We start from the raw sequence: 14639 nt of genomic DNA on the forward strand, positions 1-14639 counted from the left end.
CGGCGCCTCGCCGGGCGCGTCGTCCGACCCCTGGCCCGACGTCGCGGTGCCGCCGGCCGCCCCTGCGCCCGGTGCCGCTGCGGTCGCCGACCGGTTGCCGGCGGTCTTGCGCTGCGGGCGCATCCCGGCGGCGCCGATCCCCAGGCCGAGCAGGATCAGGACGATCCCGCCGATCACGCCGGGCCACAGGAAGGGCGTCTCGACCTCGCGCGGCCAGGAGAGCTCGATCGTCGGCGCGACCGCGCCCTCTCCCACGCCGGCGGCGAGGAGCTGCCAGCGCCCCGGCTGGTCGTCCCAGCGCAGGGTCACCGCGCCGGTCCCGGTGGCCTCGGCGACCCACATGTCGGAGCCGGCGGGGTCCACGCCGACGACGGGCTCCTCCTCCGAGGTCTCACCGTCCGCGGGCGTCTCGCCCTCGGCAGGCGTCTCACCCTCGGCAGGCTCCTCGGTCTCCGCGGGCGTCTCGGTCTCTGCCGCCTCGCCCTCGGCGGGAGTCTCGGTCGACGCCTCGCCGTCCGCGGGGGCCTCGGACTCCGGGTCCTCCGGGACGACGGCGCTCGTGGCGAGACGGTCCCAGTCCGCGAGACCGGTGACGGCCCCGTGCGGGTCCTCGCCGACCCAACCGGTGACGTCGACCTCGCGACCGATCGCCAGGGTCACCTGCTGCTCGTCGGGCACCGTCGCGCGGATCGTCACGCCGTCGTCCACGAGGTCGAGGACCCCGGGTTCGGTGACGAGCAGCGTGCCCTCGCCGTCGAACGCCGTGGTCGCGGCGACCGTGTCGCTGTCCCGCCAGACCGTGGCGGACGCGACGCCGAGACCCACCGCGACGAGCCCTCCCACGATCAGGACGGCGGCGATGATTCGTTGCAGCACCGAGTGTTCCCTTCGTCGACCGACGTTCAAGGATAGGTGCGAACGCCCTCGTGGATCGACCTGCGGGCGCTCGCGGTGGATCTCTCACCAACCGTTCACGACACGGCCGCGAGCCGGTCCCCAGGCTGTCACGGCGGCGCGGCACGAGCCCGGCGAGGGGTAGTCCGGGCCCCGCGCGGGAGGCCGGGCGCCGCCCCGCGAAGAGTCCCCGCACCCTTCACGGTGTGAGCCATTCCGGGTATTCAGGACAGCGGCCCTCCCCGTATCCTGGACGGACCACGTGGGGCCGCGGCGCGGACCGCCGCCCTCCGACCAGCGCTGGAGGGCACCTCGCCCAGCGGTGGAGTCCACGACGCACCACACCGGAGGTCATCGACGTGTCCGACGAGCGCACGCTCTTCCCCATCACCATGCGCGGCTACGACCGCGTCCAGGTCGAGGCCCAGCTGGCGAGGCTGGAGAAGGCGCTCGAGGACGCGCGCTCGCGGCTGGAGTCGTCCGACGGCCGGATCATGCAGCTGACGACCGAGCTCGGGGACGCGCAGCGCCAGCTGCGCGAGGCGGACCGTCCGTCGTACGCGGGGCTCGGGTCGCGGATCGAGCAGCTCATGCGCTCCGCGGAGGAGCAGTCCGCGGACATCCTCTCCCAGGCGAACGCCCAGGCCGCCGACATCATGGCGCGGGCCAAGCTGTCCGCGGGCCAGGTGCGCTCGCGCGCCGAGAACGAGGTCGCGGAGCTGCTCAACAGCGCGCGCCTCGAGGCGGAGGAGATCCGCACCACGAGCGCCTCGGAGGTCGAGAGCACGCTCGTGGGAGCCCAGCGCCGCGCCGAGGAGCTCGTGGGCTCCGCGGAGCGCGAGGCCGCACGCATCCAGAGCGCGATCGCCACGGAGGAGAGCGAGCGGCGTGCGTCGCTCGAGCGCGAGCTGGGGACGCTGCGCGCGTCCGTCGAGCGCGAGACCACGGAGCTGCGCGTCGGCACGGAGCGCGAGGCCGCGGAGCTGCGGGCCCGGGTCGCAGCCGAGACCGCGGCACAGCGCGAGGCGGCGGACCGCGAGACGTCCGAGCTGCTGGAGAACGCGCGTCGCGAGGCACAGCGCCAGGTCGACGAGGCACAGCGCAAGGCGTCGGAGGCCGCGAACGCCGTGACGTCCGAGATGGAGGAGCTCCGCGACCGGGCCCGGACCGCGCTGGCGGACGCCGAGCTCGAGGTGGTCCGTCGCCGCGAGGAGGCCGAGCAGGAGAACGCCGCGCGTCACCTCGCCGCCAAGACCGAGACCGAGAAGCTCGTCGCGACCGCGGAGGAGCACGCGTCCGAGGCCGAGAAGCGTGTGGCTCTCGCTCTCGAGCAGGCCGAGAAGGTGCGCGCCGAGTCGGACGCGTACGTCAAGGACCTCATGCAGAACGCCCGGCGCAACGCGGACCGCGTGGTCGCCGAGGCGCGCGAGTTCGCGGAGCAGACGGTGGGCGACGCGAAGGCGGAGGCCGAGCAGCAGCGCGCCGTCGCGCAGCGCCAGCTCGAGGACCTCACGCGTCAGCACGACTCGATCAACACCTACCTCGACGAGCTCCGCGGTCTGCTCGCCAGCGACACGGAGGGCGGCTCGAAGGCCGCGCCCCGGACCGACGCCGTCCCGGCGGGCACGCCCGCGCAGCAGGCGCGGGCCGCGCAGCTCGTGACGGCCGAGGTCCCCGAGGTCGCCGAGGAGCCGGCGAAGCCCGTCGCCACGGTCGAGGCGCCCCGGCGCGGAGCTCCGAAGGTCCCGGCACCCTCCGACCGTGGGACCGACGCGCCCGCCAAGGCCTGACCGATGACGGACCCCGCCGCTGCCGACGCCGACGCCTGGCGCCGGCAGCGGACGGAGGCGGCGGAGCACCAGCAGCGCGAGCTGGACCGCCGCCGGGCCCAGGAGTCGGCGGCAGCCCGCGCCCTCCTCGCCGGCTTCGTCGAGCGCGCCCGTGAGCGCGGCATCGAGCCCGAGTCGCTGCGTGCGCGGTCGTTCGACGGCCGCGCGACGTACCGCACCCCGGTGCTCGGGTGGTACCTGCGCAAGAACCGGTCGGTGGCCGTCGGGACGGACGGCGAGTTCTACGTGCTCGGGGTCCCGGCCAGCCTCGCCGCGCGCGTGCGCGGCGCGACGCTCACGCCGTCGGACCCGCCGCTCGTGCTCGGCAAGGGCGGGCGGGACGGCGAGTCGATCGACCTCGCCGACGCGCTCGCGCTGGTCCTCGACGGGTCCTGAACCCGGCGTCTCCTCCGCCCGTCACGACGCCGCCCGTCAGGACACCGCGCGCGCCAGGAGGTCGGCCAGCGCGTCCGCGACCGCAGCAGGGTCCTCGACCGCGCTCATGTGCCCGGCGCCCTGGACCTGGACGAGCTGCGCGTGCGGTGCCGCGGAGGCCATGTGCTCCGCCTCGGCGACCGGCGTGACCTGGTCCTCCTCGCCGACGACGATCGCGACCGGCCCGCCGAACCCCTCGAGCACGTGCGTCCGGTCGGGACGCGAGGCCATGGCCCGCTGCGACCACGCGACGCCGGTGGCCCGCTGGCTCCGGATCCACTCCTCGAGGCGAGACGTCAGGTGCTTGCGCGCCGCCTTGCTCGTCTCCCCGAGGAGCACCCCCGGCATGCCCAGCACGGCGTCGACGGTCTGCTCGGACGTCACGCGGTCGGCGATGCGCAGCCTGTTCGCCCGCGCCTCGTCGGAGTCGGCGGTGGACTTCGTGTCGACGAGACCGAGGCCGGCGACGAGGTCCGGGTGCCGCTCGGCGAGCGCGAGGGCGACGTAGCCGCCCATGGACAGCCCGGCGACGACCGCCCGCGAGACGCCCGCCGCGCGCAAGGACTCGGCCGTCGCGTCCGCCGCAGCCTCGATCGACGGCACCTCCGACCCGAGCGGGCTCTGCCCGAGACCGGGCAGGTCCACCGCGACGACGGTCGGCTCACCGGGGAGCGCGGCGGCGACGTCGGACCACATGCGGTGGTCGACCGGGAAGCCGTGCAGGAGGACGAGCGGCAGGCCGGACCCGTCGCGGAGGGTGAACGTCTCGAGTCGTCCCTGGGGCCGTGCAGTCGTCACGTCGTCCTCCTCGTGTCGTCGGTGCATCCGTCCGGCTCCGTCACGCCGGGCGCGCCACCCTCCACGCTGCCACGGACCGGGCCTCCCTGCCGTGGCGGGCGCCGATCAGTCCGCGACGCCGTCCCTGCGGCTCGCGTCGTAGCTCGCCTGGTCGGTGCTCTCCGTGTCCTGCTCGGCGGCACGCGACGCCCCTCCAGAGCCGGACCACGTCGTCGGCAGCGGCAGCGGGTGGCCGGGCAGGACGTGCCCGACGATCTCGTCGAGCACGCGCCGCACCGACGACTCCCCCACCCACAGGTGCTTCGCGTCCTCGACGCCGATGACCTCCGCCTGCCGTACACGCGCGAAGCGGCGGCGCGCCTCGTCCGGACGGAGGTAGTCGTCGAGCTCGGGGACGAGCACGACGAGCGGCTTGCCGAACGCGTCCCAGCGGTCGAGGTCCTCGTCCGTGGCGCGGTGCAGGGGCGGCGAGAGCAGGATCGCGCCCTCGACGGCCGGGTCCGCGCCGTGCTTGAGGGCGAGCTCCGTGCCGAACGACCACCCGACGAGCCAGGGGCGCGGCAGGTCGTGGAACTCGGCGTACTCGATCGCGGCGGCGACGTCGAAGCGCTCGGACTCGCCGCCGTCGAACGCGCCCTCGCTCGTGCCCCGGGGTGAGGACGTGCCGCGCGTGTTGAACCGCAGCACCGCGAGGTCCGCGAGCGCCGGGAGTCGCCACGCCGCCTTGCGGTAGACGTGCGAGTCCATGTAGCCGCCGTGGGTCGGCAGCGGGTGCAGCGTGAGCAGGGTCGCCGCCGGGTCGCGCTCCTCGGGGAGGGCGAGCTCGCCGACGAGCGTCAGCCCGTCGGCGGTGTGGAGCTCGATGTCCTCCCGGCGCGCGGGAAGGACGGTGAGCGAGCGGATCGGGGTGGGATCGTCGGCGGAACCGACGGGACCGGCAGGGCCGGCGGTGCTGTCCGTGCCGGCGGGCCGGGCGGGCGCGGGATCGGGTGCGGTGCTCATCGGTTCGAGCGTAGTTCCTCGGCCCCGGTTCCTGGCCGACGGTTGCCGTGCGGTCGGTCGTCAGCGGGGACGACGGCGCCCGCGGGCCTGCCAGCACGCCGTGTGCCAGTGCCGGCGGTGCTCCAGGGCGGTCTGCGCACCGAAGAACGAGTCCTCCTGCCACGCGACGACGTGGCCCGTGCCGGGCGGGATCGTCTGGTTGCAGCCCGGGCACAGGTATGACTTGTCGGCGCCGCGGACCGTGCGGACCGACCACTCGCCGTCGGACCCGGACTCGCGGCGCGCTCCCCCGAGGGCGCGGTCGAGGTCGAGCGGGGCGGGCTCGGCGCTCCAGGGTCGCTTGCGGGACGGTCGACGGGACGGCACCCCTCCATGATCCCCCGACGGCCGGGTCGTCACCGAACCCGGGCTCCCAGCGAGCGTCCAGACCGGACCGCTACAGTGTCCGGGCCGGTGCTGCACCCGAGGGTCGACCGCGTCGTCGTGACGTGGCTCGTCCGGTTGCGGCACAGACCCCGACGGCGCGCGCGTCGTCCCCTCGACCGAAGGACTCCCCCACGTGAAGCACCGCACCCTGCGCGGCGTCGCCGCGCTCACCCTCGGCGCCTCCCTCCTCCTCGCCGGCTGCGGTTCGGGCGACGGCGGGTCGGACGCCGAGACGTCGCCGAGCGCCTCGGCGAGCGACGCCCCCTCGGCGTCGCCCCAGGACCTCGCCGCGCTCGAGGCCATCACCGTCACGGGCGACCCTGGTGCCGAGCCGACGCTCGAGTTCGAGGCGCCTCTCGAGGTCTCCGCCGCGGTCACGAGCCTGCACGACGAGGGCACGGGCGCGGAGCTCGAGGAGGGCATGCAGGTGACGATGCAGTACGTCGCCTACAACGGGGCGGACGCGACGCGCGCCGGCTCCACGTGGGAGGACGACGCGCCGCAGTCCTTCACGCTCGGCGACCCGCAGTTCGACCTCCTCACGGAGCCGCTCCTCGGCCAGAAGGTCGGCGCGCGCCTCCTCTTCGCCGGGCCGGACCAGTCAGGCGGCACCGTCGTCAACCTCATCGAGGTCGTCGACGCGAAGGAGATCCCCTCGCGCGCCGAGGGCGAGGCGGTGACGCCGGCCGAGGGCCTGCCCACCGTGACGCTCGACGACACCGGCAAGCCGACGATCGAGATCCCCGAGGGCTACGAGGCCCCGACCGAGCTCGTCGCGCAGACGCTCATCAAGGGCGACGGCCCCGTCGTCACCGAGGACCAGACGGTCACCGCGCACTACACGGGCATGCTGCTCGACGGCACGGTCTTCGACTCGTCCTGGGACCGTGGCACGCCCACGAGCTTCTCCCTGCAGGGCGTCATCCCCGGCTGGACGCAGGGTCTCGCGGGCCAGACGGTCGGCAGCCAGGTGCTGCTCGTCATCCCGTCCGAGCTGGGCTACGGCGAGCAGGGCAGCGGCGACACCATCCCGCCGGACTCGCCGCTGGTGTTCGTCGTCGACATCCTCGCGGCGGAGTGACGGCCGCAGAGCGACCGTCGCACACGAGCTGACGCACAGGGCCGCCTCCCGATCACGGGAGGCGGCCCTCGTCGTCCGTGGCCCCGGGGAGACCGGCGCGTCGAGACGGCGACCGGTCGCGCGGAGACGGGGCCGCCCCCTGTGGCCGACGTCCCGAGCGACGTCGGGATCCAGCGGTCGCCGTAGGCTCGACGCATGACCGAACCTTCGACACCCCTCGCTCCTGCTGAGCATCCTGCGCCCGCTGCGCCCGCCGACGTCTCGACGCAACCGGTGGCCGGCGTGCCGCCCGAGCGGGAGGTCCTCACGTGGGAGACGTTCGGCGTGGCCGCGCGGGAGCTCGCGGAGCAGGTCGTGGCGAGCGGGTTCCGGCCCGACGTCGTCGTCGCGGTCGCACGAGGCGGCCTGCTGCCCGGCGGCGCGGTCGCCTACGCGCTCGGCACGAAGGGCGTGGGCACGCTCAACGTCGAGTTCTACACGGACATCGGCCAGACCCTCGCCGACCCGCGCGTGCTGCCGCCGCTCATGGACACGTCCGACCTGCCGGGCGCGCACGTCCTCGTGGTCGACGACGTCGCCGACTCGGGCCGCACTCTCGCCCTGGTCATGGAGATGCTCTCGCACCACGGCGCGGAGGCCCGGTCCGCGGTGCTCTACACGAAGCCGCGCACGATCATCCAGCCGGACTTCTCGTGGAAGGACACCGACCTCTGGATCACGTTCCCGTGGTCGGCGGACCCGCCCGTCGAGGGAGCACAGCCCCGCCCCGCGGACTGAGCCCGTCGACCGGTCGCGGCAGCCGACCGATCCCGTCGGCGACCGATAGACACCGACGACGACCGACAGACACCGACGACGACGGCCGCCGCCCCTCGCGGGGTGGCGGCCGTCGTCGTCGCTACGGAGCGAGGACGGGTCAGAAGTCCCAGTCGTCGTCCTCGGTGTTCACGGCCTTGCCGATGACGTACGACGAGCCGGACCCCGAGAAGAAGTCGTGGTTCTCGTCGGCGTTCGGCGACAGGGCCGAGAGGATCGCCGGGTTGACGTCGGTCTCGTCCTTGGGGAACAGCGCCTCGTAGCCGAGGTTCATGAGCGCCTTGTTGGCGTTGTACCGCAGGAACTTCTTGACGTCCTCGGTGAGACCGACGCCGTCGTAGAGGTCCTCCGTGTACTGCACCTCGTTGTCGTAGAGCTCGAAGAGCAGCTCGAACGTGTAGCCCTTGAGCTCCTCGCGCTCGGCCGGAGAGAGCTTCTCCAGACCCTTCTGGTACTTGTAGCCGATGTAGTACCCGTGCACGGCCTCGTCACGGATGATGAGGCGGATGAGGTCGGCCGTGTTCGTCAGCTTGGCGCGCGACGACCAGTACATCGGCAGGTAGAAGCCCGAGTAGAAGAGGAACGACTCGAGGAGCGTGCTCGCGACCTTGCGCTTGAGCGGCGAGTCGCCCTTGTAGTACTCCATGACGATCTCGGCCTTGCGCTGCAGGTTCGGGTTCTCCTCCGACCAGCGGAACGCGTCGTCGATCTCGCGCGTCGAGCACAGCGTCGAGAAGATCGACGAGTAGCTCTTGGCGTGCACCGACTCCATGAAGGCGATGTTGGTGTACACCGCCTCCTCGTGCGGCGTGATCGCGTCCGGGATGAGCGACACGGCGCCGACGGTGCCCTGGATCGTGTCGAGCAGCGTCAGGCCCGTGAACACGCGCATCGTGAGCTCCTGCTCCTGCGCGGTGAGCGTGTGCCACGACTGGATGTCGTTGGACACCGGCACCTTCTCCGGCAGCCAGAAGTTCCCGACGAGGCGGTCCCACACCTCGAGGTCCTTCTCGTCCTCCAGACGGTTCCAGTTGATCGCGCTCACGCGATCGATGAGCTTGAGCTTCCCGGTGGGAGTCATGCCGGATTCTCTCCTTCTGGTGGACGCGTCACCTGCTGCTCCGCGTCAGCGATACAGAACTTGCACGTCGGGCTGGTTCGGCCCTTGTTGGTGTGATGGCGCGTGTGTGCGCTTCGTGCGCTCGACGGCTTCGGGACGCCCTTCTGAGCCGCAGAGCGCTTTGCTCGGGTCTCAGCACTCGCCGTCTTGCCGAAGTTCGGGTTGAGCTCCCCGCGACGCATGGCCGACAGCAACGCACGGGTTTCCTCCGACACCGTGTGGCCATAGCTCGGATGATCGGGTCCGAACTTCCCGAAGTTCGGGTTCTCGGGCCCGACGAACGTTCCCTTGCGCTGTTCCGACCAGCGAGCACGCTGCTCGTCCGAGTGCTTGCCCCCGTAGAACGGGTTCAGCTCTCCTGGTCTGCTCAGCCCTTGGCGACCCGTAGACCTCTGACGCGCTGCTTCACGCTGCTCCGGAGTCCAGACGACGCCCGTCGGGCCGAGACCGCCCTCCGACACGTTCAAGAGCCGATGACCAGTCACCCGGAGGAAGTCGATCCATTCGATCTCGGACTCGCCCAGCGAATCGAGGTCAGCCCGAACGACCTCCAGGACGTCGACGGTGACCGCATCCTCCCCGTGCTTGCGCAGCCAGTCGCAGAACGGCGTCTTCTTCTCGTCACGCGCGTTGCGCAGATGCTGACGAAGCCGACGGGTCGTCGTCTTCGTCGTGAGGCCGACGTAGCGGTACTCGTCGGACTCGCGCAGGCGGACGCCGTACACGAGTCCGACGGGCGCTCGAACCGCGAGGAGTTCGTCGATCATCGCTACTTCCTCAGCTCACAGCATGCAGGAGACGCAGTTTTCCACCTCGGTCCCCTCCAGGGCCATCTGGCGGAGACGGATGTAGTAGAGCGTCTTGATGCCCTTGCGCCACGCGTAGATCTGCGCGCGGTTGACGTCGCGGGTCGTCACGGTGTCCTTGAAGAACAGCGTCAGGCTCAGGCCCTGGTCGACGTGCTGCGTCGCCGCGGCGTAGGTGTCGATGATCTTCTCGTACCCGATCTCGTACGCGTCCTCGTAGTACTCGAGGTTGTCGTTCGTCAGGTACGGCGCCGGGTAGTAGACGCGGCCGATCTTGCCTTCCTTGCGGATCTCGATCTTCGACGGCACCGGGTGGATCGACGACGTCGAGTTGTTGATGTACGAGATCGAGCCGGTCGGCGGGACGGCCTGGAGGTTCTGGTTGTAGATCCCGTGCTCCATGACGGAGGCCTTGAGAGCCTTCCAGTCGTCCTGCGTCGGGATGTGCACGCCGGCGTCGGCGAACAGCGCACGGACGCGCTCGGTCTCCGGCTCCCACACCCCGTCGGTGTACTTGTCGAAGTACTCGCCGGTCGCGTACTTCGAGTCCTCGAAGCCGGCGAACGCGCGCCCGCGCTCGATCGCGAGCCGGTTGGAGGCCGCGATCGCGTGGTAGGCGACCGTGTAGAAGTAGATGTTCGTGAAGTCCACGCCCTCGGTGGAGCCGTAGTGGATCCGCTCGCGCGCGAGGTAGCCGTGGAGGTTCATCTGCCCGAGGCCGATGGCGTGACCCCCCTCGTTGGCGCGCTTGATCGAGGGGACCGACTCGATGCTCGTCTGGTCCGAGACGGCGGTGAGCGCACGGATCGCGGTGTCGATCGACTTCGCGAAGTCGGGCGAGTCCATCGTCTTCGCGATGTTCAGCGAGCCGAGGTTGCAGGAGATGTCGCGGCCGACGTGCTCGTACGAGAGGTCCTCGTTGAACGTCGACGGCGTCGACACCTGGAGGATCTCGGAGCACAGGTTCGAGTGGGTGATGCGGCCCTTGATCGGGTTCGCCCTGTTCACCGTGTCCTCGAACATGATGTACGGGTACCCGGACTCGAACTGGAGCTCCGCGATGGTCTGGAAGAAGTCGCGGGCCTTGATCTTCGTCTTGCGGATGCGCGAGTCGTCGACCATCTCGTCGTACTTCTCCGTGACGGAGATGTCGGCGAACGGCACGCCGTACACGCGCTCGACGTCGTACGGCGAGAAGAGGTACATGTCCTCGTTCTTCTTCGCGAGCTCGAACGTGATGTCCGGGATCACGACGCCGAGCGACAGCGTCTTGATGCGGATCTTCTCGTCGGCGTTCTCGCGCTTGGTGTCGAGGAACCGCAGGATGTCCGGGTGGTGCGCGTGGAGGTACACCGCACCCGCGCCCTGGCGCGCGCCGAGCTGGTTGGCGTAGGAGAACGAGTCCTCGAGCAGCTTCATCACGGGGATGACGCCGGACGACTGGTTCTCGATGTGCTTGATCGGTGCGCCGTGCTCGCGGATGTTGCTGAGCAGCAGGGCGACGCCGCCGCCGCGCTTGGAGAGCTGCAGCGCGGAGTTGATGCCGCGCGCGATGGACTCCATGTTGTCCTCGATGCGCAGCAGGAAGCAGGACACGGGCTCGCCGCGCTGCGCCTTGCCGACGTTGAGGAACGTCGGGGTCGCGGGCTGGAAGCGGCCCGAGATGACCTCCTCGACGATGTCGAGGGCCTGCTGCTCGTTGCCGTCGGCGAGACCGAGCGCGACCATGCACACGCGGTCCTCGAAGCGCTCGAGGTAGCGCTTGCCGTCGAACGTCTTGAGCGTGTACGACGTGTAGTACTTGAACGCCCCGAGGAACGTCTCGAACCGGAACTTCTTGGAGTACGCGAACTCGAACAGCGACTTCACGAACGCGCGGTCGTACTTCGCGAGGACGGCCGGGTCGTAGTACTTGTTCTCGACCAGGTAGTCGAGCTTCTCCTGCAGGTCGTGGAAGAAGACCGTGTTCTGGTTGACGTGCTGCAGGAAGTAGGCGCGAGCGGCCTCGCGGTCCTTGTCGAACTGGATCTCGCCGTCCGGGCCGTAGAGGTTGAGCATCGCGTTGAGCGCGTGGTAGTCGAGCTGCGCGCTCGACAGCGACACCTTCTGCGCCGCCAGCGCGACGTCGCCCGTCCCTGCGCTCTCGGAGATCACGCCGGAATCTGTGACTGTCGTTGCCAAAATCGTCCCAATCCGTCGCGGACGCGCGCGGCGTCCTCGGCTGTTCCCAGGAGTTCGAAGGCGTACAGGTAGGGCACCTGGCACTTCGCGGAGATGATGTCGCCGGCGATGCAGTACGCCTCGCCGAAGTTGGTGTTGCCCGCGGCGATGACGCCGCGGATCAACGACCGGTTGTGGACGTCGTTCAAGAACTTCACGACCTGACGCGGGACGGCCCCACCCTCGTTGCCGCCCCCGTAGGTCGGGACCACGAGCACGTACGGCTCGTCGACCCGGAGGAACCCCTCGGTGGGTCGCGTCGGGATGCGTCGCACGTCGATGCCCAGGCCCGGCAGGTCGAGCCGCTGGACGAACCGGTGCGTGTTCTCGCTGACGCTGGAGAAGTAGACGAGCGACCCCACGGGGACCGCACCTCCGTCCTGCTGTGCTCGCGACCTGCTGTCGTGCTGCCAGGCGGCTCTCGCCGCCTCGGCGGTGCGGGCGGCGCCGTCTCCGGCCCGCCCGGCCGATCGTCGTCAGGCGACGACCGGGGAGACCTTCTGCGCGAGGGCGTTGATCTGGTCGGGGCGGAAGCCCGACCAGTGCTCGTCGCCGGCCACGACCACGGGCGCCTGCAGGTAGCCGAGCCCGCGCACCAGCTCGAGCGCCTCGGCGTCCTGGCTGATGTCCACGACGGTGTACTCGACGCCCTTCTTGTCGAGAGCGCGGTACGTCGCGTCGCACTGAACGCAAGCCGGCTTGCTGTAGACCGTGACGCTCATGGTGGTGACTCCTCGCTTCTCGTCCTGGGCCCGGTCCTCGGGGAGGGAGAAGAGTCTCTGACCTCGAAGGACACCGCTGGAACTACGTCTGTGTGATTCCCCGGAGAGCCTGCGCCCCCTGGGTGTGCAACCACTATACCTAGGGGTTCGGACACTGCCACCCCACTACATGTCGTGTCTGAACTTCACCCCGCGGAGTGTGGTAGCAGCCATGGATCCATGGTCCCAGGCCCCTCTGACACGCCCTTCCACACCCCGTCGTCCACCGCTCCGCGGGGTCGAGAACCGCGTCGTGACGCGGCCCGCGCGCCGTCGTCCACAGGGTGGGGACGACGTCGGTCCACACCCTGTGCAGGCCCGCGGACGCCCCCGCAGACCGACACGCGGCCACTTCGGACGGCCCACCAGAACGCCCCAATCCGGACACCCGAACCGCAGAACTCGTCGGCGTGTCGCGATCCGTCGGCGTGTCGCGCCGTCGAGCGACCAGCCGACCGATCTGCGACATACGTCACCCCGAACCGCCCCTCCTGCGGCAGATGAGAACGACCCGCGGGACCACGCGACCACGGGCCTACCCCGCCCTACCAGGTACTACCTCCCGCTACCGAGGTACGACCTCGCGCGGCCGGGGTACGACCTCGCGCGGCCGGGGTACGACCTCGCGGCGACGGTGAGCCGACGGACGAGCGGGCGGGCCGGAGCGGGCGGGGTCGCGGGTCGTGGAGGGTCTGGCGGGAGGCCGCGAGGAACGAGCGGCCGGATGGTAGACCCGCGACCCCGCCCGCGGAGGCCCGCCCGCGGACCCACACCCGCAGAGCCCCGTCCGCGGCCCTACACCCGCAGAGCCCCGTCCGCGGACCCACGCACGCGAAGGGCCCGCCCCCGGTGCACACCGGAGACGGGCCCTGCGACACGGGTCAGGCGGTCTCGTCGACGCCCGGAAGCACGTTCGACGTCGCGAGCCGGCGGTACCAGTGCGCCGAGTCCTTCCACGTGCGCTCGAGCGTCTCGTAGTCGACGCGGATGATGCCGAAGCGGCGGTCGTACCCGTAGCCCCACTCGAAGTTGTCGAGCAGCGACCACGCGAAGTAGCCGCGCACGTCCGCGCCGGCGTCGACGGCGGCACCGACGGCGTCGACGTGGTCGTGCAGGTAGGCGACGCGGCGGTCGTCGTGCACGCGCTGGGTGCCGTCGGCCGCGGTCGTCACCTCGTCGTCGAACGCGGCGCCGTTCTCGGTGACCATGAGCGGCTGGTCGGGGTAGGTCGTCGCGACGGACACGAGGAGCTCGGTCATGCCGGCGGGCTCGATGTTCCAGCCCATCGCCGTGTAGGGGCCGGGCTGCTGGACGAACTCGACGTCGGTGACCCCGATCCACGGGCTGTGGGTCGATGCGCCGTGGCCGTCGTTCTCGGCCCGCTCGCCGGTGCCGTCGTAGTGGCGCACGCGCACGGTCGAGTAGTAGTTGACGCCCAGGATCGACACGGGCTGGCGCACGAGCTCGAGGTCGCCGTCGTGCACGAACGACCAGTCGCTCACGTGGGCGGTGTCGGTGAGCAGGTCGGCCGGGTAGGCGCCGTCGAGGATCGGTCCCAGGAACGCGCGGTTGGCGAGCGCGTCGATCTTCCGGACGGCGTCGAGGTCGTTCGCGTTCGCGGGGTCGTCCGGGCGGATCACGTGGAGGTTCAGCGTGACGGACGTCTTGACGTCCTCGCCGAGCTCGTCGCGGATCGCCGCGACGGCGAGGCCGTGGGCGAGGTTGAGGTGGTGCACGGCCGCGAGCGCCGCCGCGGGCTCGGTGCGACCGGGCGCGTGGACGCCGGAGCCGTAGCCGAGGTAGGCGGAGCACCAGGGCTCGTTGAGCGTGGTCCACGTGTCGATGCGGTCGCCGAGCTCGCGCGCCATGTGCCGGGCGTACTCCGCGAAGGCGTAGGCCGTGTCGCGGTTGGCCCAGCCGCCGGCGTCCTCGAGCTCCTGCGGGAGGTCCCAGTGGTAGAGCGTGACGACGGGCTTGACGCCCTTCTCGAGGAGCGCGTCGACGAGGCGCGAGTAGAACGCGACGCCCTCGGGGTTGAGCGGTCCGGTGCCGCCGGGCTGCACGCGCGACCAGGAGATGGAGAAGCGGTACGCGCCGAGGCCGAGGTCGGCGATGTGCTGCACGTCCTCCGCCCACCGGTGGTAGTGGTCGTCCGCGACGTCGCCGGTGTCGCCGTTGAGGATGCGTCCCGGCGTGTGGGAGTAGGTGTCCCAGATCGACGGCGTGCGTCCGCCCTCGGCGGCGGCGCCCTCGATCTGGTACGAGGCGGTGGCCGAGCCCCAGACGAAGTCCGGGGGGAAGGCGCGGCCCGACGGCGTGGGCTCGGGGCTGGTGCCGGGCGTGGCCCCGGCGGGACGGGTGGGGGTGTCGGTCGTCACGAGATCCTCGCTGATCGGGTGCCGGGGCCTGGGCGGCCCCGGTGCGGGGGGCGGTGGAAGACCGGCGTGGTAG

14 protein-coding genes are annotated in these 14639 nt (G+C 71.2%); 5 read left to right on the forward strand and 9 right to left on the reverse strand.

Going from position 1 to position 14639, the window contains the following annotated elements; genetic code table 11:
- Positions 1–600 precede the first annotated feature (600 nt).
- The 3 genes from NFS20_RS22345 to NFS20_RS02990 all read left to right on the forward strand — a co-directional run bounded on the left by NFS20_RS22345 (position 601) and on the right by NFS20_RS02990 (position 3119).
- Positions 601–912 (forward strand): hypothetical protein, encoded by a 312-nt coding sequence (locus NFS20_RS22345; protein WP_502800770.1) that lies wholly within the window; start codon positions 601–603, stop codon positions 910–912.
- 341 nt (positions 913–1253) lie between these two features.
- Entirely contained in the window at positions 1254–2684 is a 1431-nt protein-coding gene (locus tag NFS20_RS02985; RefSeq protein WP_251150245.1) for a hypothetical protein, read from the forward strand.
- A gap of 3 nt (positions 2685–2687) precedes the next feature.
- Complete coding sequence (locus NFS20_RS02990; protein ID WP_251150246.1) at positions 2688–3119, forward strand: hypothetical protein; 432 nt, start codon at positions 2688–2690, stop codon at positions 3117–3119.
- A 36-nt stretch (positions 3120–3155) separates the two neighbouring features.
- Here the strand turns inward: NFS20_RS02990 and NFS20_RS02995 are convergent, their stop codons facing one another.
- From NFS20_RS02995 to NFS20_RS03005, 3 genes are all read right to left on the reverse strand, one after another.
- Positions 3156–3956, reverse strand: a complete 801-nt coding sequence (locus tag NFS20_RS02995; RefSeq protein ID WP_251150247.1) for an alpha/beta fold hydrolase — start codon at positions 3954–3956, stop codon at positions 3156–3158.
- 105 nt (positions 3957–4061) lie between these two features.
- Positions 4062–4958: an alpha/beta hydrolase gene (locus tag NFS20_RS03000; RefSeq protein WP_251150248.1), complete on the reverse strand. Its 897-nt coding sequence runs from the start codon at positions 4956–4958 to the stop codon at positions 4062–4064.
- A 60-nt stretch (positions 4959–5018) separates the two neighbouring features.
- A complete protein-coding gene (locus NFS20_RS03005) occupies positions 5019–5324 on the reverse strand; it encodes an Rv1322 family protein (RefSeq protein WP_251150249.1) in 306 nt (101 codons plus the stop codon).
- A gap of 193 nt (positions 5325–5517) precedes the next feature.
- Here NFS20_RS03005 and NFS20_RS03010 point away from each other — a divergent pair, with 193 nt between their 5' ends.
- Both NFS20_RS03010 and NFS20_RS03015 read left to right on the forward strand, forming a co-directional pair.
- Positions 5518–6465, forward strand: coding sequence for an FKBP-type peptidyl-prolyl cis-trans isomerase (locus NFS20_RS03010; RefSeq protein WP_251150250.1), 948 nt, complete (start codon positions 5518–5520; stop codon positions 6463–6465).
- 195 nt (positions 6466–6660) lie between these two features.
- Positions 6661–7242 carry a phosphoribosyltransferase gene (locus NFS20_RS03015; protein ID WP_251150251.1) on the forward strand — a complete coding sequence of 194 codons (582 nt, stop codon included), beginning with the start codon at positions 6661–6663 and terminating at the stop codon, positions 7240–7242.
- Positions 7243–7381: 139 nt separating this feature from the next.
- On the opposite strand, the gene nrdF is transcribed toward NFS20_RS03015, so the two are convergent.
- The 6 genes from nrdF to NFS20_RS03045 form a co-directional block, all read right to left on the reverse strand.
- Entirely contained in the window at positions 7382–8362 is a 981-nt protein-coding gene (gene nrdF / locus NFS20_RS03020) for a class 1b ribonucleoside-diphosphate reductase subunit beta (protein ID WP_251150252.1), read from the reverse strand.
- A complete protein-coding gene (locus tag NFS20_RS03025) occupies positions 8359–9168 on the reverse strand; it encodes an NUMOD3 domain-containing DNA-binding protein (protein ID WP_251150253.1) in 810 nt (269 codons plus the stop codon). The genes nrdF and NFS20_RS03025 overlap by 4 nt, the downstream gene beginning before the upstream one ends.
- Positions 9169–9183: 15 nt before the next feature.
- Complete coding sequence (nrdE, locus tag NFS20_RS03030; RefSeq protein ID WP_285821100.1) at positions 9184–11325, reverse strand: class 1b ribonucleoside-diphosphate reductase subunit alpha; 2142 nt, start codon at positions 11323–11325, stop codon at positions 9184–9186.
- A 32-nt stretch (positions 11326–11357) separates the two neighbouring features.
- Positions 11358–11789, reverse strand: a complete 432-nt coding sequence (nrdI, locus tag NFS20_RS03035; protein ID WP_251150254.1) for a class Ib ribonucleoside-diphosphate reductase assembly flavoprotein NrdI — start codon at positions 11787–11789, stop codon at positions 11358–11360.
- A 114-nt stretch (positions 11790–11903) separates the two neighbouring features.
- On the reverse strand, positions 11904–12149 hold the full coding sequence (gene nrdH, locus NFS20_RS03040) for a glutaredoxin-like protein NrdH (protein WP_154798230.1): 246 nt from the start codon (positions 12147–12149) through the stop codon (positions 11904–11906).
- A 920-nt stretch (positions 12150–13069) separates the two neighbouring features.
- The gene (locus NFS20_RS03045; RefSeq protein ID WP_285821094.1) at positions 13070–14566 is read right to left on the reverse strand and encodes a GH1 family beta-glucosidase; all 1497 of its coding nucleotides are present in this window, start codon (positions 14564–14566) and stop codon (positions 13070–13072) included.
- Positions 14567–14639: the final 73 nt, after the last annotated feature.

Source organism: Cellulosimicrobium sp. Marseille-Q4280, from assembly GCF_943181405.1.
GTDB lineage: Bacteria > Actinomycetota > Actinomycetes > Actinomycetales > Cellulomonadaceae > Cellulosimicrobium.

Bases quoted from the DNA above. Each gene is read 5' to 3' on its own strand.
- NFS20_RS03015 (WP_251150251.1), top strand. From the start codon at position 6,661: ATGACCGAACCTTCGACACCCCTCGCTCCTGCTGAGCATCCTGCGCCC.
- NFS20_RS02990 (WP_251150246.1), top strand. From the start codon at position 2,688: ATGACGGACCCCGCCGCTGCCGACGCCGACGCCTGGCGCCGGCAGCGG.
- nrdH (WP_154798230.1), bottom strand. From the start codon at position 12,149: ATGAGCGTCACGGTCTACAGCAAGCCGGCTTGCGTTCAGTGCGACGCG.
- NFS20_RS03000 (WP_251150248.1), bottom strand. From the start codon at position 4,958: ATGAGCACCGCACCCGATCCCGCGCCCGCCCGGCCCGCCGGCACGGAC.
- nrdF (WP_251150252.1), bottom strand. From the start codon at position 8,362: ATGACTCCCACCGGGAAGCTCAAGCTCATCGATCGCGTGAGCGCGATC.
- NFS20_RS03025 (WP_251150253.1), bottom strand. From the start codon at position 9,168: ATGATCGACGAACTCCTCGCGGTTCGAGCGCCCGTCGGACTCGTGTAC.